Genomic DNA, 19649 nt, shown 5'->3' with positions numbered 1-19649 from the left:
TGGGGTCGAAGTTCGGATACGCCTTGCGGGCGTATTGCTGAACGAAAGCGCCGACCTCGGCCTTCCAGGTGCTGCTTCGTCTTTTTCATGGGATGTGCGGCGTGTCGCGTCGATCCGGACGGGAGGATGTCCGTGGGCGCGCGTGGATCTGCGCGGCGCGGCGGGCCCGGACGGCCGCATCTGCCCCGCCAGACTGCGGAGCGGCGCCGGGTCACAACGCCGATCCGTCGCCTTCGAAATACAGGTAGACGTACACGGCGGAGCCGGAGTCGGTCGCGTTGGTAGAAGCCAGCCGCCAGCCGCGCCGGGCGTAGTGATCCAGCAAATGCTGGATCTCGGCCTTTGAAGTCTGGATGACGTGGTCCTTGTCGGCGGTAAGCTTTGGGTAGTAAGCCAAGGCTTCAACCTTGTACTGACGCATGATCACCTCGGGCCGCGAAGGCCGCTCCGTGTGGTTACCGGCGCCAACGCGGCGCCCCGTGCCCGGGTCCGGGCTGACGGCACCAAGGTCAGGTGCGGGCCGCCGGCGCACAAGCCTGTCATCAGCCAGTCACCGCGACGCGGGATGAGTTGCCGGGCGCGCTGCTAGCCGCGGAACGGTTCGGCGCTTCGGGGTGCGTGGGGTGCCTGCTCGTCCAGCGACTGCCGGTATCGGACACAGCCGCGCATGAACTGCGGCCATTCAGGAACGGTGGGCAGCGGGTCGGACCGTTCCGGCAGGAGCGCCCAGAGATCGGGGTGATGCCAGCAGAGGTCGTGGCCTGTACTGTCGCGGTGCGCGCGGATCCCGTTGCGCAGCTTGATGATCTCCGCGGCAAGCTGCTCCCGCGACATCTCATCCAGATCCGTATCCATCGTCTCCTCCTGTGGGGCCCGCGCTGGATCGCATGCTCCTGAACCGGGATTCAGGCTGGTGCGTCCGGCCGCGCCGCGCTGCCCGCGGGCCACGTCGACAGCGCCTGATCCACCACGGCCTCCAGCGTCTCGCGGCTGAAGCCGGCCTTGGCTTGCACCGCCATCCCGTGCGAGACGGCCATGACGAACGCGGCCAGCGCATCCGGCTTCGCGCTGTCCGGAAGGTCTCCCTCCTCCCTGGCGCGGATGAAGCGCTCACGCACCTGCGCCTCGCCCATCGCGCGGCTCTCCGCCACCGCCTGCCGCACCGGCTCTGCATCGTCCGACACGGCGAGCGCCCCGTTGACCGCCAGGCAGCCCGGATGGTCGGGATAGCGCGTGTTGAGCTCGGCCGCGCTGTACAGGATGTGCGCCGCCACCTCGCGCGCCGTGGGCAGCTTCAGCGCCTGGGGGATGAAGTCCAGATACCGCTCGTAGTAGCGGTCCAGCGCTTTGCGAAAGAGCGCTTCCTTGTTTCCGAACGCGGAATACAGCGCGGGACGCTCCACGCCGGCGGCTTCGGTCAGGTCGGCGTAGGAGGCACCCTCGTACCCCTTCCGCCAGAAGACGCACAGCGCGGCATCCAGCACCTCATCCACGTCGAACTCGCGACGGCGGCCCATCAGGTCAGCTCCGGCTTTCTCATGACAACCAATATCGCCCCGCTTGACATTCCTGTCCAGATACCATAACGTCCGTTATCGTAATAACTGTTACGTTATCTAGGGCACCGCCCCATGGTTTTGGCGATGCCCGTCACGGAAGAGGCAGGATCCATTGTCGAATGCACTGCAGGGCAAGGTCGCGCTCGTCACCGGCGGCTCGCGCGGGCTGGGCGCCGCCACGGCGGAGGCGCTGGCCGGCGAGGGAGCGGATGTCGCGATCACCTACGTCGCCTCCGCCGAAAAGGCCGAAGCCGTCGCCGCGAAGCTGAGGAGCAGGGGCGTTCGTGCGCTCGCCATCCGCAGCGACCAGGGCGACACGGCCGCGGCCAGGCCGATGATCGAAGCGGTGATGGAGCATTTCGGCCGGCTCGACATCCTGGTCAACAACGCGGCCATCGTCGCCAAGGGGCAGACGGTGGATGACCCCGCGCTGGACACGGCCGCGCTCGACCGGCAGTGGCAGGTCAACGTGATGGGCGTGGTGGCGACGACGCGTGCGGCGGCACAGGTGCTGTCGGACGGCGGGAGGATCATCTTCATCGGCTCGCTCAACGGCACCCGCGCGCTGATGCCCGGCGTGGCGGATTACGTGGGGACCAAGGCCGCCATCAACGGCTACGCAAAGGGGGTCGCCCGCGATCTGGGCGGGCGCGGCATCACCGTCAACGTGGTGCAGCCCGGCGCCATGCCCACCGACATGATGGCGGAAGTGTTCGGCGGCACCGTCGCTCCCGACGCGTTCTTGGACCTGCACCCTATCCGCCGCATTGCGACGCTCGAGGAGGTGTCGGCGGTCGTCTGCTTTCTGGCGGGGCCGCACGCCGCGTACATGACCGGCGGCGTCATCGACGTGGCCGGCGGCCTCGGCATCTGAACGACCTCCATCCAGTGCTCGCGGACGGAAACACGCCGGGATCTTCCGGCCCGCCGGTGCCGCGCGGGGCTCCCGGGACCCACAGAATCAGTCAGACCAGGTGAGATGATTTCTCGCCACCACGTCAGGAACACGAAATGACAGACAGCTTTGGTGCCCGATCGACCGCCGATGACGTTCTTGCCGGCGTTGATCTGAGGGGAAAACGCATTCTCGTCACGGGTGTGTCGTCGGGGATCGGGCTGGAGACGGCCCGGTCGCTGGCGGCACGCGGCGCCGGCGTGGTGGGCGCGGCGCGGGACCTCGCGAAAGCGGAACGGGCAACGGGGCAGGTCCGCGACGCTGCGCGGGAGGGCAGGGGCAGCCTGGAGTTGATCGAGCTGGATCTCGCGTCGCTCCAGAGCGTCCGGGCGGCCGCGGACCGCCTGCTGGCCGCTGGCCAGCCGTTCAACGCCATCATCGCCAATGCCGGCGTCATGGCCACGCCGTTCGGGCGGACGGTGGACGGCTTTGAAACGCAGTTCGGGACCAATCACCTCGGCCACTTCGCGCTGATTACCCGCATCGCGCCACTGCTGGCCGACGGCGGTCGCCTGGTGGTCCTCTCATCCCAGGCGCACCGCGTCGCCGACGTCGACCTGGATGATCCGAACTTTGCGCGGCAGCCGTACGACCCGTTCGTCGCCTACGGCCGGTCCAAGACCGCCAACACGCTGTTCGCCGTGGAGTTCGACCGCCGCCACCGGGGTCGCGGCGTTCGCGCCGCGGCGGTGATGCCCGGAAACAGCCTCACCGATCTGCCCCGGCACTTTTCGCCGGAGGAGCTGCAGGGCCTGTTGGCGACCGTCGGCAACGCGCGCGCCGAGGCCGGACTGCCGCCCGCGGAGCTGAAGGACATCGCCCAGGCCGCCGCGACCTCCGTGTGGGCCGCCGCCGTGGCCGGGGACGAGATTGGCGGCCGGTACCTGGAGGATGTCGCGGTCGCGCCGGCCGACGACACGCCCAACCCGTTTGCCGACGGCGCGCGCTCGTACGCGCTGGACGCGGACAGGGCCAAGCAGCTCTGGGCGCAGAGCGAGCAGCTGATCAGCGCTGCGTGACCAGAACGGGGTGGAGCGGCGGAAATCTCCGCCGTTCCACCCCGTTTTATCCGCCGCGCCACCGCTCCTGGCCGGAGCTCCGGGATGGCCTCCGGCGGCGAGGATTTCGTGATCGCGGGTCAACGCCTGATCTCGCTCATCCCACCATCGACGAGCGCGTTCTCAGAACTGCCCCCGCGCCTTGCGCTGCTCCCACTGATCGGTTTCCACGGTCGTGTAGGTGAGCGCCACCGCCGACGTCCCGGGGAGGAGCGCGAGCAGAATCCGCGCGCCGCTCGACGGGTCTGTCCATCTCTTCATGTATCCGCCGCGCCCCTGAGCGAATGCGATGCACGGATCCCCCGCCCCGCCAAGCCGCTGCTCCCGCGGCTGGAGCGACGGGTAGCGGCGGGATGGCCCTGATCGAACATCTCAAGCTTGAAGGTGCACTGCGCCGCATCGGTGAACTCCGCGATGTAGCCGACCCGAAACAGCCCGTGGCGAGGATGCGCGAAAAACATCGCGTGGGTCTGCTGTCCCGCGATGGTCACCGGGTATCCCAGAAGGGTGACCTCTTCGTAATCCTTGCCACGGAACGCGGGATCACCCTGGTGAGAGATGATCGGGTCCACCCCCGTGCCCCAGAGCAATCCGGCGGCTCCGGAAATCCGCGTTGTATCCGCGCTGGTGGAAGCCTGCGCGCGTGCAGCGGCCTCTGCACGGGGTGCGCTGGATGGCTGATCGGAAGGAGCGGCGCCTTCGGAAGCTGGCGTGCAGCCGGCCAGCAGCAGAGCGAGAAGAGCAGCGCGCGTTCTCATGTTCTACGAATGGGTCGCCCGGTGCACGCGATGGCGTACCGGGTCAGGAAGGGGCGTCAGGAGGCTTCGGCCAGCGTTCGCGCGGCAAGTGGCATTGCAGGCTCGGAAGCCGTTTCCGCGTTTCCCAGCGGAACAGCGCGCCCATCACCGGATGCAGCAGCCACCGCGGGCGTGCGGTGGCTGCTCAGCTCTGCGAAAAGCCGCGAAAGATCCCATCCGGCTCAACCGAGTCCGCGAAGTCGGCAAATTCCATGTTCGCGATCGACAGATTGTTCTCAACGTCCGCCAGCGCGGAGGGAACGACACGGAACGTACGCCCCGGCTCCGCCGACAGATCCAGAACAAGGACGGGATGCTCGGGATGGGTGATCGTGATCTGATCGACGATGAACAGGTAGTTGATGCCCGAACCCGCGGGCGCGAACGGGCGCAGTTGTTCCGGCGTGAGGCCGTCGTACCCGGGATCGCTGATCCATTCCACGTACGCCTTGAACTCACCGGCCGGCTCATCGATGGCCGAGCGGATCGCGTCCCACGCCGCCGCGTTCGAGAAGTCGGTCCGCACGACGAGCGAGTCATCCGTCTGGGGAAGGTTCTTCAAAGCAGCTTCATGGTTGGCTGTGCTGGAGCCGCGGATGATACGAGCGGTGCGAGTACGGGCCGGCGAATACGGCCTGCGCCGCGCTCCCGCTAGTCGCCCCGGCCTTCACGCAGTGCGAAGTGGCGCCGCAGGCTCAGGAGCCGTTTCCGCGTTTCCCAGCGGAAGAACGCGCCCATCACCGGATGCAGCAGCCAGCGCAGCCACCGCGGACGTGCGGTGAATTGATAGATGTACTCCACGGACGAGCCGCCGTCGGCCGTGTCGCGATGCAGCATGGTGGCGGCGAACTTCTCAAAGAACGGCGGGCGGTTGAGCATCTTCACGGCCGCGACCGCCGGCGGCCTGAATGATACGTATTCGGTCTTCAGGGCAATGCCGCCCAGGTACCACCGCCCGGTGCATACCGACGTCGCATGGAGCTGCGCCCGGGACCAGCCCGGACACAGGCGCGCGTCCCGCAGCAGCGTGTCCCACTCCAGCCGTCTGTCGTAGTCGTGCAGCAGTTCGAACACAGCGCCGCTCGGTGCGGGCACATCGACCATCACTGACCCCTGCGGCATCTTGGGGCCTTGTTCGGGAGATCGGGCGGCAGAACGGCCTCAACTTATGCGTCAATCAAGCCACACCGCAAAGCAGAATCGACTTGGATCATGCAGGTATCACAACTCGGTCCCTTCGCCAAACAGACCTTCAATGTCGGCGTTTAGCGCCAATGCGTGGCTGAGGATGACGATCGCGTTCTCAATCAACTCGCTATTGCGACTAGGATCATGGAACGGGATTCCTGGGAATTTCCCTCCGTGAAACAGATTGTTCCGGACAATGCGAATGGCAGTAAGCAACCAGACGAGAAGGGGGCCGTTCGTGTACACGTATGGGTCTGACCAACTCAGCCGGCGATCCTTGCGCACTTGTTTGCGAGGTGGCGAAACCCTGAAGTAAAGAATCGCATCAGCAAGCCTTTGATCAACGAGCAACTCGAACACATCGTTGTGGTCTGATGCGAATTTATCCCAGTCCGGCGTGGCCTGTTTACTACCTTGGCTAAGGTACGCCCCGCGTTTGAGTGCGTACTCGAAACGAGAGAAAAACAGGAAGAATTGCCAAGCCGCTTTGCGATCACCTCGATCCGCAATCTGACGGATTAGCTCTGAACTACTGAGTTTCTTTGGGATGGTCATCAGAGCAGGCCACTCATGAGCAGAAGGAGGTACACGATGCCCAGCGCGCCCCCGCCGCCGGCGAGGACCTTCCACCCCGTGGTCAGGTCGGACCACCGGACTTTTGAAGGATCCCCCCCGCGCGCGGCGACCATGGAACGCGGGCTGGGAAAGAGAAGCAGCCCGATCCCGATCCCGAGCGCAAAAGGCCCCATCGCCGGCCCCGCAACGAAAAAGCGTTCGCCGGTGTGAGCCGCGCGCCACGAAGCGACGACGAGCCAGATTCCGAGCGCGATCATCCCGAGCCCGGCAAGGCGTTCTGCCCAGCGCGGAATCATCGGCGGCCCCGCGGGTGGCGGACGTCGGGCAGGGCGGCCACGGCCGGGCCTTCAGATGCAAAGGAAAGTTGCATTCGGCATCCCAGGTGTGTTGTCCGATGAACGGCGTAACGCGGCAAGAGTCCGGGATTCGAGCCCCGCGCGCAAGACTTTCGTCCACCGACCGTGGACAGCGCCGCATCCGCTGCAGCCGATTGATCATCTTGGCGGCGACCCGCATTGCACTTCAAGGCCGGACGGAAGCTGCTGATGCTACGGGTCTGCGTCAGGTCTGCTTCACGCCTGCCCGAGTTCCTGGGCGAGCCCGATGAGGATTCCCTCGGGTCCGCGGATGTAGCACAGCCGATACACGTCCTTGTACCGCACCACTTCGCCGACGAGTTCCGCGCCGCGTGCGCGGAGCCGGGCGAGGGTGTCGTCGATGTCCTCCACGGCGAACATGACGCGCAGGTAGCCGAGCGCGTTCACCGGCGCGTTCCGGTGATCGGCGACGACGGCCGGAGCGAGGAATCGCGAAAGCTCGAGCCGGCTGTGGCCGTCCGGGGTGGCCATCATGGCGATCTCGACGCGTTGATCCGCCAGCCCGGTGACGCGCCCGGCCCATTCTCCCTCGATGGGCGCGCGCCCCTGCAGTTCAAGGCCGAGTTCGATGAAGAACTCGATGGCGGCATCCAGGTTTTCCACCACGATGCCGACGTTGTCCATCCGCTTGACGGTCATTGACGTTGTGTGCGTTGCGAGGGGCGAGCGGGTGAACGATCAGGTGGCAGGGCCGCGATCGCGTGATACGAGCACTCCAACGGACCGGCTTCTCGCTTCAATGGCGAGCGGCCGCAACAAAGCTGAAAAGCGCAGCCGGTGAACGAGACCTGAACGGTTGGGTAGTAGGGCATCCCTGGTTCAACCGCTTCGCTCGTGGATGCCATGATGTCCTGCCTCGCGCGTCTCCGCTCTGCCCCCGCGACTGTCCTGAACACCACCGTTTGTGTGAGTTCGTACAAGCAATCGCGTATCCGATGGAATCGGCTCGCGCGTCTCTGGGCGGTCATCTGCATCCCGCTCTGGGCTGCGTGCGGCGACGACACCGGGATCACCCCTCCACCACCCCCGGTGGCGGAATACAACCTGACTGGTTACTGGGCGGGGTCACTCCCGCCCGATGGTCATGTAATACGACTCAACCTGATCGACCAGAGCGGGAGCATCCGGGGTGCCGGGGCGATCTTCATCGGGGAGCGGATCTTTACCGGAGATGTGCTCGGCAACGTGCACCTCTCCGGTGAGTTCCTGCTCAACCTTTATCAGTTCCCCCCAGACCGGTTTCTCTTCCGAGGGAAGATGACATCGGACAGCACGATGACCGGGATACTCACGGAATCCGGCTACGCGGGCGAAGAGATGACCCTTTCCCGGTGGCAGCCAACCCCGGCGACGGGAGCGGCTGCAGTCCCTCGGTGAACCGCGCTCGCACCCTCGGGAGCTTGGCGTTACGCGGTCGATGTTGGCTTGGCAGCCGCGGAGGGAATGAAGCCTGCCTGATGGCGCCGGAGACAACCTCGGCCTGAACGCGGTGCAGATGCGCTATCCAGTGACCCCCGACGGACGGTACTTCGTGGTGCGGGGCCGGTTGTGGCGCTGCACCGATCCCGGGCTGAACGCGGAAGATCGCGAGCGGCTCACGCGAGAGCTGATGCAGGCTCGTTCCGCGGTCGGCCGGGCGAAACGCGCGGGAGATGAGGACGCCGTGCGCACCGCCCGCGCCGCGGTAAACCGGGCGAAAGTCGCGCTGGGGGAGCGGGGCCCGGTCTGGTGGGCGGATGGCGCCCCGGACCTCAACCGGCACATGGCGCGCAAAACCCCGTACCGCGAGTGGTTCGCCAGCATCCCGGACCCGGAAGCTCCGGCAGATACCTGAAGAGAATCGGCCAGCGGGCGCTCTCAAGCGAGGTCAGGCGGGGCGGCCGGCGCTGAGAAGCCAGCCGAGCAGCGCGCAATTGATCGCCACAGTCGCCCAGAATACGAACTGGAACGCCGATTTCCGCGTCTTGTGCCGAAAGCGGTCTTGAGCGAGAAGTCCTCCGGGCCAACCGCCGAGCAGGTCGATCAGGTGCAGTGTCCGTTCTCTCGTGCGCATCCTGCCGGCTTGCGCCGCATTCTTGTCATGGCGGTACAGCATGAAAGCGATACCGCTCAGTGCGGCGTAGGCCATCGCGACCGCCGGCGCGATCAGCGCTCCAGCCCATCCGGCGATCAGCGCGCCGAGAGCCACAGCGGCAGCCGCTGTTCGCCATCCCGCCCGACCGGACTGCCTGTTGTTCGCCATCGAAGTTGTCGGGTCGGTGAGGAGTAGCGTGAAGCACAAGAGTCAGGGGCACGGGACCGGCGCGCAAGGCATTTCTCGCGCCGAAAGCCATGCAAGGCCCCGCTCCCCTGCAGCCGATTGTTAGGCCGCGCCTCCATCGACTGAACGATCTGTTTTGATGATTGCCTTCGGAGTGACTGCAATCGTTCTGATCAGTTCAGCTCTAACTTTCTGCCTTTCATCGCCATCCAAAGACTCGCAGATGCTATTTGCTAATAGGAAGCGCTGAGTTTGATCTAGTCGATCATGGAACGCTGCTAATTGTTCAGTGGTCTTTCCATAGAAATAGAAGTTGATCGCGGAGATTACCTCGATGATCGTTCCACCTAACGCGCTTATGGTAGCAACGCTGGGTGACGCCTCTATCAAGAGAAAACTGATTGCGCCCAGAAAGAACAGCAACCCAGTACCAGCGGCCACTATCGCCCACCGGAAACTGCTTTGGGCTTGTTTTAGGACTTCAAGGTAGTAGCTATTTAAGATCTCGATCTGCGACGCTGCAATCTTTTGGACATCATCTGGACGGGTTTCGGAGAGTTGCTGCGTTGCACGAAGTAAGTAGACCGTGTTACTCACGTTAAGATCATGTCCAGACAGCGAACTGATCTCTCCCGTAATGGGATCTGTAAGCCCGGTGCCACCAGCAGCATAATGCGCAGGTTGTTGCACTTTCGTCTCCACTTTATTTCCTTCGCAATGTGGTTTCGTCGCTACACAATGCGCGCCACACGTCCAGCAGTTAATCACCGGAAAGTGAACAGCACCCAACACACAGCAACTTTCGCGGTGGTGCACCATTGCTCGCGAGCGGCCTAACGCCTCCAAGGTCAGGGGTGCGGGGCCGGCGCACAAGACTATCCTTCACCCCGAAAACATGCGAGGCCCCGCATCCGCTGCAGCCGCTTGTTAGGCTGCGGCGACCGGATCGCCTTCACCTCGATCGGGTTCCGCCCCGGAAATTGCGACCGCATACAAGAGATGTCGAGATGGGCATTGTCCTTTAAGGACTCAATGTGTATTCTGGTGTAGAGGCGGCGTCCGCTACTGGTTCCCGGTTCGGGAACGGGTTGGACTGCGTGGTTGCGAACTCGAGCGAAAGGACTTCCATGCCGACAGAAAAGCTCTTGATGGACCCGAAGCTTCGTGGACGTTCGTCCATGGCTCCTACCAAGATGGCCTTGTCGATGGCTGATCTGGACGCGTCACTGGACTCATTCCTCGTAGAACCGGCGGAGCTTGGTGTGCGGGGCCGCGTGTACGCTGCGGAGATCACGGAGGCGGCCAACTGCACGTTGGGCGGCTTTACGTGCAATGAGAAGTGTGGCGAGACGGGATACTGGCAGTGCGGACCGACCTCGATTTACACCACCTGTGGCTTCGACGCACCCTGAACGGGCTCGCTCTGTCGATACACGGGGGCGGTAAACGGGCAATGGAAGGTGGGGCTGGATACGAAACACAGCAGCCGTGGGCCGCGGTCCATACGTGGGTAGACTGCTGTGTTGGACGGAATGGCCGTACGAACACGAGCGCCCCCCGCCGGTAGGCCGCCGATCCCGCGAGATCAGATCTGCTTCAGATGAAGATGATGAAAAGGATCGCGGCGAGCATCACGAGCATCGACACACCCACAAAGCCGAACCGGGCCGGTGCCAAGCCGACCTCACGCTCCTTCCTCAGCTTGCCCCGCGCAAGCATCCCGACCGCCAGGAAGGCAGCCGCGCCGATCAGCCAACCCCAGGAACCATCGGCAGCAGCGATCACCACACAAGCCGCAGCCATGACGAACAGACACACCACGAAAGCGGTTGGTCTCACAGGATTCTCTTCAGGATGTAGAATGCCCGCTCGGGCGGTGCGGCAGCGCGGCTGAACAGTCACTCCGGTCCAGCGTCCCGCGCAATCCCAACCGGGGCGTTGCAACGACCCGCTCGGCGGGCCGAGGTCAGGGCTGGTTCGAGCGCCACACGCAGTCATGGTAGGCAGCCATCGCCGCTGCCGCGGCGGCGTTCGCGGCCGCCTGCGCTGCGGCGATCACGGCCGGATCGTCGCTCGCGACCCCCGCGGAAGCCCATGCCGCGTGCGCCTGCACCACGTATGCGTTGCATCCCCCTTCTCCAAAGCTGGGCCGCTCCCCGAGGAATGGCACTCGCGGCACAGCCGGTACAGGCGGCGGCTGGATGGCCGCGCAACCCGCAAGGAGGAACACTCCGGCCATTGCGGCGAGGCGGGCGGATACCGACAGCGTGCGACTCGGATTGATCATGACAAACCTCCGTGGTTGAAGTCCGCCAAACGATACAAGGATCAGCGGTGCACGGCGCGCCCGCAAGTCTGTTCGCAACGGCCTCCATGCGAAGCCGCCCCTTCCCGACGGTTACGGATCAGCGCTGTTCATGCGGGTGCAGATTACGTCTGAATGCTTCTCGCGCGCGCCTGCACCAGAATTCCCGCGATGAAGATCATCCCAAACCCGAGCTGAATCCACGACGACTGGGGATTGGAGTGCATCGCGACCGCCACGCCGATCCCCACCGCACCGAAGCCGGCAATCAGCGCGCCCGCCGCCACGCCCTGTGACGTACGCCGTGCCGCGCGATCCCGCAAAGCGATTGCGATTGTGGCGCCGCCCGCGCTCAATATCGCCATGCCCACAACGCGCCACATCGAGTTGCTCATGATTCTGCCGGTGAGAGGAGCGTGCAGGTTAGCACGGGAGTGTCTGTGTGGCAATTGTTTCGCGTCCTTTATTGGAGCAGCTCATGGCCATGAGCGGTGTGTGGTGAACGGACGGATACCCAGACTTCAGCCCGTCATGGTGAGGAGTACCGAATACCAGGAGTAAGTCGCGAGCCCCGCAGACCCAAGCGGTCCGGCAAGCAGCCGAAGTCGCGTCCTGTCGCTGGATTCCAGATAGAGAAACTATTTATGTCAGATAAAGGTTGACTGCGGCGCTCTGGCCATGCATTCTGCGGGTGTCCGCGGAACCGCACCTTGAGCATGGAGGCACACGTGAGAAAGCTGGGACTGAACGTACGCGAACTGAAGGTGGAAACGTTTGAACTGGCGCACGGGGCGGAAATGGGAGGTACGGTGTACGCGATCCTGGAAACGCAGCGAGGCCAGACGTGCGTGACGCAGTGCGCGACCGGCCCGTGCGAATGCATAATCACGTATCCCAGCTGTGAATACATCTGCGAGTAGCTCAGCCAGGACTGGGAATAAGCGAGGGTCCTCCTGTTGCGGGAGGATCCTTTCGCGTTTCTGGTCCGACGATCACCGCCGGCACCGTGCACCAGGCGGTCGCCGCCGCGAAACATCATGGATGGCGGCAGAAAATTCCTGCCTCTCCAGCGCACGGCTCCGCTGCGGTTTACGCCCAGTGCAGGCTCGGCGGCATCTCACCCGTCTGCAGCCAGGAATCCAGCGCCTCGAATGCCTGTGATCTCGTTACGGTGTCCGCGCGCGGCACAGAGAAGTACGTGCCGTCCAGCGTCCTGAACTCGACCGGGCTCTCAGCGTTCGATTGATCGAGCGCGGAACCCCTCGCGTACCATTCGCGATGCTCGTCCAAGCGCAGGAAGGCGCGGTCGCCAGCCAGCCAGACGTGAAAATCGCCGTAGCTCACGTCCCGGGTCTGGCACCCGACCAGCAGGACACACGCATTAAGGGCCTCAGCCTCACGCGCGGCGGCCCAGGCTTCGCCGGCCGTGTGCACGACAGCGCGCGAAGTGTGGAGGCCGGAAGCGAAGGTCGTGATCTCGACGTCGTAGAACCTGTTCATGTCTTCTCCCGGGTTGAACAAAGCCGCCGCAACTCCTGCACCCCACCCCGGCGCGCTTCCTGCAGCCCGCGCGAACATTTCGGAGCCTGCCGTACCGGCGGAGCCCGTTCAGCCGCCGTCCCGACGACGACCAGACCAACCGTCCCAACCAGGAGCCCCGCGTTGAGCGCCGATACGCTGTGGTACAAGGATGCCGTTTTCTACGAGCTTCACGTCAAGGCCTTTCAAGACTCCGCGCAGGACGGCGTGGGCGACTTCGGCGGGCTCATCCAGCGGCTGGACTACGTGGCCGGCCTGGGCGTCGACGCCATCTGGCTCCTTCCGTTCTACCCGTCGCCGCTGCGTGACGACGGCTACGACATCGCCGACTACTACGGCGTCCACCCGTCGTACGGCACGCTCGACGACGTGCAGAAGTTCCTGGACGAAGCCCACAAGCGCGGCCTCAAGGTCATCGCCGACCTGGTGCTGAACCACACGTCCAGCGACCACCCGTGGTTCCAGCGCGCCCGCCGCGCCCCCAAGGGCTCGCCTGAGCGCAACTACTACGTGTGGAGCGACAACGACACGGACTACAAGGACGCCCGCATCATCTTTACCGACACCGAGCCCAGCAATTGGACCTGGGACCCGGTGGCGGGGCAGTACTACTGGCATCGCTTCTTCAGCCACCAGCCGGACCTCAACTGGGACAACCCCGAGGTCAAGGAGGCGATGTTCCAGGTGATGGAATACTGGCTGGAGCGCGGCCTGGACGGCTTTCGCGCCGACGCCGTGCCGTACCTGATCGAGCGCGAGGGGACCATCTGCGAAAACCTCCCCGAAACGCACGACATCCTCAAGGAATTCCGCATCCGGCTGGAAAAGAACTACCCGGGCCGCATCCTTCTGGCCGAAGCCAACCAGTGGCCGGAAGACGTGCGCCCGTACTTTGGCGACGAGAACGGCGCCGAGTTCCACATGGCGTTCCACTTTCCGCTCATGCCGCGCATCTTCATGGCCGTGCGCCAGGGGATCCGCAAGCCGATCGTGGAGATCATCGAGCGCACGCCCGCCATCCCCGAAGACGCGCAGTGGTGCATGTTCCTGCGCAACCATGACGAGCTCACGCTCGAAATGGTGACGGACGAGGAACGCGACTACATGTACCGCGAGTACGCCGCGGACCCGCGGATGCGCATCAACCTGGGCATCCGCCGCCGGCTGGCGCCGCTGATGGACAACGACCGGCGCAAGATCGAGCTGCTGAACTCCATCCTGTTCACCATGCCCGGCTCGCCCATCATCTACTACGGCGACGAGATCGGCATGGGCGACAACGTGTGGCTGGGCGACCGCGACGGCGTGCGCACTCCCATGCAGTGGTCGCCGGACCGCAACGCCGGCTTCAGCCGCGCCGAGCCGCAGCGCCTGTACCTGCCGCCCATCAGCGACGCCGTCTACGGATTCCAGGCCGTCAACGTGGAGGCGCAGGAGCGCTCGCCGTTCAGCCTGCTGAACTGGACCAAGCGCCTGGTCCGCGTCCGCAAGCAGCACCGCGCGTTCGGCCGCGGCGCCATCCGCTTTCTGGAGCCGGAAAACCCGCACGTCCTCGCCTACATCCGCGAGCACGGGCAGGACACCATCCTGGTGGTCAACAACCTGTCGGGAACCGCGCAGGCCGTGCAGCTGGATCTGGCGGAGTACGCCGGCCGCGTCCCGGTGGAACTGCTGGGCGACACGGCGTTCCTTCCGGTGGATGAAACCCCGTACTCGCTCACGCTGAGCCCGTACGGTTTCTTCTGGTTCGCCCTGCGCACCCCGCGCAGCGCGGACGAGCTGGAGATGGATCCGGCGCTGGCGCGCGAGTGGGCGCAGCAGGACGCGGCCATGCTGGAAGGGACCGACCTGGTCCAGCGGCTGATCGGCGGCGTGCCCACCGAGTGGATCCGCGCCCAGCGCTGGTTCCGCAGCAAGGCCCGCGACGTCACCAGCCTGGAGCACGCCGACGACGCGGTGCTGCACCCGGAGCGCGCGCCCACGCTCCTTCTCGGCATTGCCCGCGTCTGCTACAGCGAAGGCGATCCGGACCTGTACCTGCTTCCGTTCACGCTGCGTCCCACGGGCGAGGCGGGCGCGCAGCAGGAGCCCGTCTCTTCGCACCCCGGCGAGGCGGGAGAGGTGCGGCTGTACGAGGCGCTGGCCGACCGCCGCGTGGCCGGCGCGCTGCTGGAGGTGATGGACCAGGAGATGAGCCTCACCACGCGCATCGGCCGCTTTACCGGCCATCGCACGGGCGCGGTGGAGAAGCTGGAGTCCGTCGGCCCGGTCCGTCCTGTGGGCGCGGAGCAGAGCAACACCTCGGTGGTGTTCGACGAGTCGCTGGTGATGAAGGTGTTCCGCAAGCTGGAGCCGGGGATCAACCCGGACCTGGAAGTCACGCGGTTCCTGTCGGAGCGCGCCGGCTTCACCTCCGTCCCCGCGCTGGCCGGGTGGATCGACTACACCGGCCAGGATGACGGGCTGCACTCCGTCGCGGGGCTGTTCCAGTTCATCCCCAACGACGGCGACGCGTGGAAGGTCACGCTCAAGGGGCTGGACCGCTACCTGTCCGCCGCGGCCCGCAGCGCGGCGGATCCGGAGACCGTCAGCGGCCGCGAGGCGGTGCGGCGCATGGCGGGCGAGACGTTCCCCGGCATCGAGCGGCTGGGCGAGACTACGGGCCGCATGCACCTGGCGCTCGCCTCGGTGGATGACGATCCGGACTTCGCGCCGGAGCCGGCGACCGAGGACGACGTGCAGCGCGCCATCGAGGAGTTCCGCAAGCAGGTGGATACGGTGCTGGCGGACCTGGGGCGGCAGCTGGAGGCGATCCCCGGCTCCTTCCCGCAGGCGGTGCAGGGGCCGCTGGGCGAGATCGTCCGCAACGCGCCGGACCTGCGCCACCGCGGCGAGGACCTGCGCGCGCTGGCCGGAAACACGGTCAAGATCCGCTACCACGGCGACTACCACCTGGGCCAGGTGCTGCGCGCGCGCAAGCCGGCGGAGGGCGGGAGCGAGTGGTACGTGCTGGACTTCGAGGGCGAGCCGGCGCGGCCGCTGGCGGACCGCCGCAGCAAGAAGTCCGCGCTGCGCGACGTGGCGGGCATGCTGCGCAGCTTCAACTACGCGGTGCGGATGGCGATGCACGAGCACCGCAGCGACGACTTCCGCCTGCGCATGTCGCTGGAGCGCTGGGCGCAGGCGTGGGAGCGCGAGGCGCGCACCCTGTTCCTGAACGCCTACCGGCGTACGGTCGAAGGATCGAACATCGTCCCGGCGGATGAGGAGACGATGACGCGCGTGCTGGCCGTCTTCGAGTTGGAAAAGGCCGTGTACGAGCTGGGTTACGAGATGAACAACCGCCCGGACTGGCTGTGGGTGCCGGTGGAGGGAATCCGCGCGATCCTGGGAGGGCGCGCGTGAATCCGCCGCTGATCTACAATCTTTTCCCGCGGCTGGTGGGCCCCACGACGCGCTGGGCGGAGCATGCCCGGCGCGCGCGGGAGATGGAGTTCGACTGGCTGTACCTGAACCCGTGGCACTACCCCGGGTTCAGCGGCAGCCTGTACGCGGTCAAGGATTTCCGCCGGCTGAACCCCGCGTTCCTTCCCGCGGGAGCGGATTCGCTAAGCCTGGAGCCGCTGCGCGCGGCGCTGGCGCAGATGAACGAGATGCGCATCCGCCCGGTGATGGACCTCGTGGTCAATCACACCAGCAAGGATTCGCCGCTCATCGACCAGCATCCCGGCTGGTACGCGCGCGACGAGCACGGCCAGGTGCGCAGCCCCTTCGTGGTCGATCCGGACGATCCGTCCAAGGTCACCACGTGGGGCGACCTGGCGGAGATCGAGAACCTGACGCACCACGACCGCGAAGGGCTGTGGCGCTACTGGGCGCAGCTGGTCCGCGAAGCCGTGGAACTCGGCTTCCGCGGATTCCGCTGCGACGCCGCGTACAAGGTTCCGGCCGGGCTGTGGCGGTATCTGATCGGGGAAGCGAAGAAGGTGGACGAGGACGTCGTCTTCTTCGCGGAGACGCTGGGCGCGCCGGTGGAGGACGTGGTGGCGCTGAAGTCGGCGGGGTTCGACTTCTTCTTCAACTCGTCCAAGTGGTGGAACTTCAGCGAGCCGTGGGCGCTGGCGCAGCACGAGGCGTTCGGCGCCATCGCGCCGTCCATCGCGTTCCCCGAATCGCACGACACGCCCCGCCTGGCGGCTGAGACGGACGGCGATGTGGCGGTGCAGAAGCAGCGCTACGCCTTTGCCGCCGCGTACAGCGCGGGCGTGATGATGCCCGTCGGCTACGAATTCGGCTTCCGCAAACAGGTGGATGTCGTGCGGACGGTGCCCACGGACTGGGAGCGGCGACACGTGGACCTGCGGCCGTTCATCACCCGCGTGAACCGGCTCAAGCGCACGCACCCGCTGCTGAACGGCGAGGGGCACCTGCGCCCGCTCGGCGGGATGGACGGCGACACCCTCATCCTGCGCCGTTCGGATGACGCCAACGAGAGCGCGGGCGTGATCCTGGTCAACAAGGTGTGGAAGGAAACGCGCGAGGTGCCGCTGGGCGAGATCGTCCGCGCGCCGCACAACTACCGGCTGCACCGCGTCTGCCGTGACGGCTACCAGGAGGGCGGGGAACCCGTTCCCGCCACGCTGACGCTGGAGCGCGCCGAGGTCGCCTACGTCCTCCCCCTGCTCCCGGAGGCCGTCTGATGGCGGGGTCGGCGGCCGGGGCGGACAAGACGTCGATGGAGCAGTCGGCCACCATCGGCGGGCGGGCGAGCGGCGTCCTCCTCCATCCCACGTCGCTCCCCGGACCGGGGATCGGCGACCTGGGCGAGCAGGCGTTCCGGTTCGTGGACTGGCTGGCGCGCGCGGGGCAGTCGCTGTGGCAGGTGCTGCCGCTGGTGGCGGTAAACGAGGGCGGCTCGCCGTACAACGCGCTCTCCGCCTTCGCCGGCAATCCCATGCTGCTCAGCGCGCCGGAGCTGGCGCTGCACGGCCTGCTGACGGACGAGGCCGCGGCGCCTCCCGCGGACATGGGCGACGGCGACGTGGATTTTCCCGCCATCGCGCGGTGGAAGGATGACGTCGTCCGCGCCGCGTACCAGGTTTATCGCGAGGACGCGGACGACGAACTGCGCGAGGACTTCGCGGGATGGCGCCACGAGCACCGCGCCTGGCTGGACGACTGGGCGCTGTTCATGGCGCTGCGCGAGGTGCACGGCGGCCGCGAGTGGACGGCCTGGCCGGACCCGCTGCGCACGCGGGATGTGGAGGCGCTGGCCGCCGCGCGGACGGAGCACGCAGACGCCATCGAGCGGCACGCGTACGCGCAGTACCTGTTCGACCTGCAGTGGTCCGCGGTGCGCGCGTACGCCAACGGCCTCGGCATCAAGGTCGTGGGCGACGTGCCCATCTTCGTGGCGCAGGACAGCGCGGACGTGTGGGCAAACCAGGAGCTGTTCGAGCTGAACGACGCCGGGCTGCCGCTGGCCGTCAGCGGCGTGCCGCCGGACTACTTCAGCAAGACGGGCCAGCGCTGGGGCAACCCGCTGTACCGCTGGGACCTGATGATGCGGGACGGGTTCGCGTGGTGGATTGCGCGCTTCCGGCGGACCATGGAGATGGTGGACGTGGTGCGCATCGACCACTTCCGCGGCTTCGAGAGCTACTGGGCGGTGCCGGCCAAGGAGAAGACGGCGGTCAACGGCGACTGGCGGCCGGGCCCGGGGCGCGCGTTCTTCGAGGCGCTGCGCGGTGCGTTCGGCTCGCTGCCGCTGATCGCGGAAGACCTGGGCATCATCACGGAAGAGGTGGAAAAGCTGCGCGACAACCTGGGCCTGCCCGGGATGCGCGTGCTGCAGTTCGCCTTCGGCGGGGATGATCCGACGAATCCGCACCTGCCGGCCAACTACATCGCCAACTCGGTCGCGTACACCGGCACGCACGACAACGACACCTCGCTCGGCTGGTACGCCGACGCGGGGCGGGAAGAGCGCGCCGCCGCGGACGGGCTGGCCGCGACCAGCGACCGGGAGATGAACTGGACGATGATCGACACCGTCCTGCGCTCCCGCGCGGGGTGGGCCATCATGCCGCTGCAGGACGTGCTCGGGCTCGGCGGCCAGGCGCGGATGAACACGCCGGGCGTGGCGGACGGCAACTGGGCGTGGCGCTTTCACGCCGGCGACCTTACGCCGGAACTGGCGGAGCGGCTCGCAGGCCGAGTGGTCGCCGCCAAGCGCCAGCTTCCGGTTCCGGAGCCCGAACTGTCGGACGAGGATGAGTGACCGCGTTGCCCTGGTCACCGGCGGCACGGGCGGGCTGGGGCGCGCGGTGATCGCGGCGTTTCTGGATGCGGGATGGCGCGTCGCCGTCCCCACGCACCGCAGCGGGGACGATGCGCTGGCTGCGCTCGCCTCGGAACACGGGGACCGGCTGACTTCGTTCGCCGCCGACCTCACGACGGAGGAGGGCGCGACCCTCTCCGTCCAGCGCACGACCGAGTGGGCGGGCGGATTGGACGCCGTGGTGCATACGGTGGGCGGCTACGCGGGCGGCCCGCCGCTGCACGAAACGTCCATCGCCGATTGGGACCGGATGATGGACATCAACCTGCGCGGCGCCTTTCTGCTCGTCCGCGCCGCCGTCCCGCGCATCCGCCCGGGCGGCGCCATGGTCTTCGTTTCCTCCCGCGCGGCGCTCACGGGCCGGCGAGGACACGCGGCGTACGCTATCTCCAAAGCCGCCCTGCTGACGCTGACCGAGGCCGTCGCGGAAGAAAACCGCGGCCGGCTGCGCGTGAACGCCGTGCTCCCCGGCACCATCGACACGCCCGCCAACCGCGCCGCCATGCCCGGCGCGGACACCGCATCGTGGACGGCGCCAGAGGAAATCGCCCGCGTGATCCTGTTTCTGGCGTCTTCCGAATCGGGTGCAGTGACCGGAGCGACGGTTCCGGTGGATGGCAGAAGTTTATACAAACCTTGACCATGGCTCTTCACGGCCGTACTCTGCGCCTGCAGTATTCGAGCAGGGCAACTCA

The 19649-nt window shown here is 66.4% G+C and carries 24 protein-coding genes; 8 read left to right on the top strand and 16 right to left on the bottom strand.

The features are described 5' to 3' along the window. Window positions 1–211 precede the first annotated feature (211 nt). From HNQ61_RS02260 to HNQ61_RS02250, 3 genes are all read right to left on the bottom strand, one after another. Complete coding sequence (locus tag HNQ61_RS02260) at window positions 212–421, bottom strand: DUF4177 domain-containing protein (RefSeq protein ID WP_170031265.1); 210 nt, start codon at window positions 419–421, stop codon at window positions 212–214. 164 nt (window positions 422–585) lie between these two features. After that, entirely contained in the window at window positions 586–855 is a 270-nt protein-coding gene (locus HNQ61_RS02255; protein WP_170031263.1) for a hypothetical protein, read from the bottom strand. A gap of 50 nt (window positions 856–905) precedes the next feature. Further along, a complete protein-coding gene (locus tag HNQ61_RS02250) occupies window positions 906–1517 on the bottom strand; it encodes a TetR/AcrR family transcriptional regulator (RefSeq protein WP_170031261.1) in 612 nt (203 codons plus the stop codon). Between the two features lie 154 nt (window positions 1518–1671). Here HNQ61_RS02250 and HNQ61_RS02245 point away from each other — a divergent pair, with 154 nt between their 5' ends. Together HNQ61_RS02245 and HNQ61_RS02240 are read left to right on the top strand one after the other, a co-directional pair. Beyond that, a complete protein-coding gene (locus tag HNQ61_RS02245; protein WP_170031259.1) occupies window positions 1672–2433 on the top strand; it encodes an SDR family NAD(P)-dependent oxidoreductase in 762 nt (253 codons plus the stop codon). Window positions 2434–2570: 137 nt separating this feature from the next. Beyond that, window positions 2571–3533, top strand: coding sequence for an SDR family NAD(P)-dependent oxidoreductase (locus tag HNQ61_RS02240; protein WP_170031257.1), 963 nt, complete (start codon window positions 2571–2573; stop codon window positions 3531–3533). Between the two features lie 162 nt (window positions 3534–3695). On the opposite strand, the gene HNQ61_RS02235 is transcribed toward HNQ61_RS02240, so the two are convergent. The 7 genes from HNQ61_RS02235 to HNQ61_RS02205 form a co-directional block, all read right to left on the bottom strand. Then, entirely contained in the window at window positions 3696–3833 is a 138-nt protein-coding gene (locus HNQ61_RS02235; RefSeq protein WP_170031255.1) for a hypothetical protein, read from the bottom strand. Beyond that, window positions 3830–4330, bottom strand: a complete 501-nt coding sequence (locus HNQ61_RS02230) for a hypothetical protein (protein WP_170031253.1) — start codon at window positions 4328–4330, stop codon at window positions 3830–3832. Before HNQ61_RS02230 ends, HNQ61_RS02235 begins: the two co-directional genes overlap by 4 nt. Before the next feature lie 184 nt (window positions 4331–4514). Further along, complete coding sequence (locus tag HNQ61_RS02225) at window positions 4515–4931, bottom strand: DUF6924 domain-containing protein (protein ID WP_170031251.1); 417 nt, start codon at window positions 4929–4931, stop codon at window positions 4515–4517. A gap of 89 nt (window positions 4932–5020) precedes the next feature. Then, window positions 5021–5473: an SRPBCC family protein gene (locus tag HNQ61_RS02220; protein WP_276510071.1), complete on the bottom strand. Its 453-nt coding sequence runs from the start codon at window positions 5471–5473 to the stop codon at window positions 5021–5023. Between the two features lie 117 nt (window positions 5474–5590). After that, on the bottom strand, window positions 5591–6112 hold the full coding sequence (locus tag HNQ61_RS02215; protein WP_170031247.1) for a hypothetical protein: 522 nt from the start codon (window positions 6110–6112) through the stop codon (window positions 5591–5593). After that, the gene (locus HNQ61_RS02210) at window positions 6112–6429 is read right to left on the bottom strand and encodes a hypothetical protein (protein WP_170031245.1); all 318 of its coding nucleotides are present in this window, start codon (window positions 6427–6429) and stop codon (window positions 6112–6114) included. Before HNQ61_RS02210 ends, HNQ61_RS02215 begins: the two co-directional genes overlap by 1 nt. A 276-nt stretch (window positions 6430–6705) precedes the next feature. Beyond that, window positions 6706–7149, bottom strand: a complete 444-nt coding sequence (locus tag HNQ61_RS02205; protein ID WP_170031243.1) for a VOC family protein — start codon at window positions 7147–7149, stop codon at window positions 6706–6708. 390 nt (window positions 7150–7539) lie between these two features. Between HNQ61_RS02205 and HNQ61_RS02200 the strand changes: the two genes are divergently transcribed. Together HNQ61_RS02200 and HNQ61_RS02195 are read left to right on the top strand one after the other, a co-directional pair. Then, the gene (locus tag HNQ61_RS02200) at window positions 7540–7887 is read left to right on the top strand and encodes a hypothetical protein (protein WP_170031241.1); all 348 of its coding nucleotides are present in this window, start codon (window positions 7540–7542) and stop codon (window positions 7885–7887) included. Between the two features lie 118 nt (window positions 7888–8005). After that, on the top strand, window positions 8006–8344 hold the full coding sequence (locus HNQ61_RS02195; protein WP_170031239.1) for a hypothetical protein: 339 nt from the start codon (window positions 8006–8008) through the stop codon (window positions 8342–8344). 33 nt (window positions 8345–8377) lie between these two features. On the opposite strand, the gene HNQ61_RS02190 is transcribed toward HNQ61_RS02195, so the two are convergent. From HNQ61_RS02190 to HNQ61_RS02165, 6 genes are all read right to left on the bottom strand, one after another. Next, window positions 8378–8752, bottom strand: a complete 375-nt coding sequence (locus tag HNQ61_RS02190) for a DUF1294 domain-containing protein (RefSeq protein ID WP_170031237.1) — start codon at window positions 8750–8752, stop codon at window positions 8378–8380. A 120-nt stretch (window positions 8753–8872) separates the two neighbouring features. Continuing rightward, window positions 8873–9472 (bottom strand): TRADD-N-associated membrane domain-containing protein, encoded by a 600-nt coding sequence (locus tag HNQ61_RS02185; protein ID WP_170031235.1) that lies wholly within the window; start codon window positions 9470–9472, stop codon window positions 8873–8875. Window positions 9473–10366: 894 nt separating this feature from the next. Beyond that, the gene (locus HNQ61_RS02180; RefSeq protein ID WP_170031233.1) at window positions 10367–10609 is read right to left on the bottom strand and encodes a hypothetical protein; all 243 of its coding nucleotides are present in this window, start codon (window positions 10607–10609) and stop codon (window positions 10367–10369) included. Between the two features lie 127 nt (window positions 10610–10736). Then, window positions 10737–11057, bottom strand: a complete 321-nt coding sequence (locus HNQ61_RS02175) for a hypothetical protein (protein WP_170031231.1) — start codon at window positions 11055–11057, stop codon at window positions 10737–10739. A gap of 143 nt (window positions 11058–11200) precedes the next feature. Further along, entirely contained in the window at window positions 11201–11470 is a 270-nt protein-coding gene (locus tag HNQ61_RS02170; protein WP_170031229.1) for a hypothetical protein, read from the bottom strand. A 694-nt stretch (window positions 11471–12164) separates the two neighbouring features. Continuing rightward, entirely contained in the window at window positions 12165–12575 is a 411-nt protein-coding gene (locus tag HNQ61_RS02165) for an Imm1 family immunity protein (protein ID WP_170031227.1), read from the bottom strand. A gap of 162 nt (window positions 12576–12737) precedes the next feature. Here HNQ61_RS02165 and treS point away from each other — a divergent pair, with 162 nt between their 5' ends. Genes treS through HNQ61_RS02145 form a run of 4 tightly spaced genes read left to right on the top strand, consistent with a single transcriptional unit; the run spans window position 12738 to window position 19594 of the window. Beyond that, window positions 12738–16019, top strand: a complete 3282-nt coding sequence (treS, locus tag HNQ61_RS02160) for a maltose alpha-D-glucosyltransferase (RefSeq protein ID WP_183685450.1) — start codon at window positions 12738–12740, stop codon at window positions 16017–16019. Then, the gene (locus HNQ61_RS02155) at window positions 16016–17314 is read left to right on the top strand and encodes an alpha-amylase family protein (RefSeq protein ID WP_170031223.1); all 1299 of its coding nucleotides are present in this window, start codon (window positions 16016–16018) and stop codon (window positions 17312–17314) included. The genes treS and HNQ61_RS02155 overlap by 4 nt, the downstream gene beginning before the upstream one ends. Further along, window positions 17314–18894, top strand: coding sequence for a 4-alpha-glucanotransferase (gene malQ / locus HNQ61_RS02150; RefSeq protein ID WP_205761120.1), 1581 nt, complete (start codon window positions 17314–17316; stop codon window positions 18892–18894). The genes HNQ61_RS02155 and malQ overlap by 1 nt, the downstream gene beginning before the upstream one ends. Continuing rightward, window positions 18887–19594, top strand: a complete 708-nt coding sequence (locus HNQ61_RS02145; protein ID WP_170031221.1) for an SDR family NAD(P)-dependent oxidoreductase — start codon at window positions 18887–18889, stop codon at window positions 19592–19594. The genes malQ and HNQ61_RS02145 overlap by 8 nt, the downstream gene beginning before the upstream one ends. Window positions 19595–19649: the final 55 nt, after the last annotated feature.

It is taken from the genome of Longimicrobium terrae, from assembly GCF_014202995.1.
In the GTDB taxonomy this organism is placed as follows: domain Bacteria; phylum Gemmatimonadota; class Gemmatimonadetes; order Longimicrobiales; family Longimicrobiaceae; genus Longimicrobium; species Longimicrobium terrae.
This window is presented reverse-complemented; position numbering and strand designations above follow the sequence as displayed.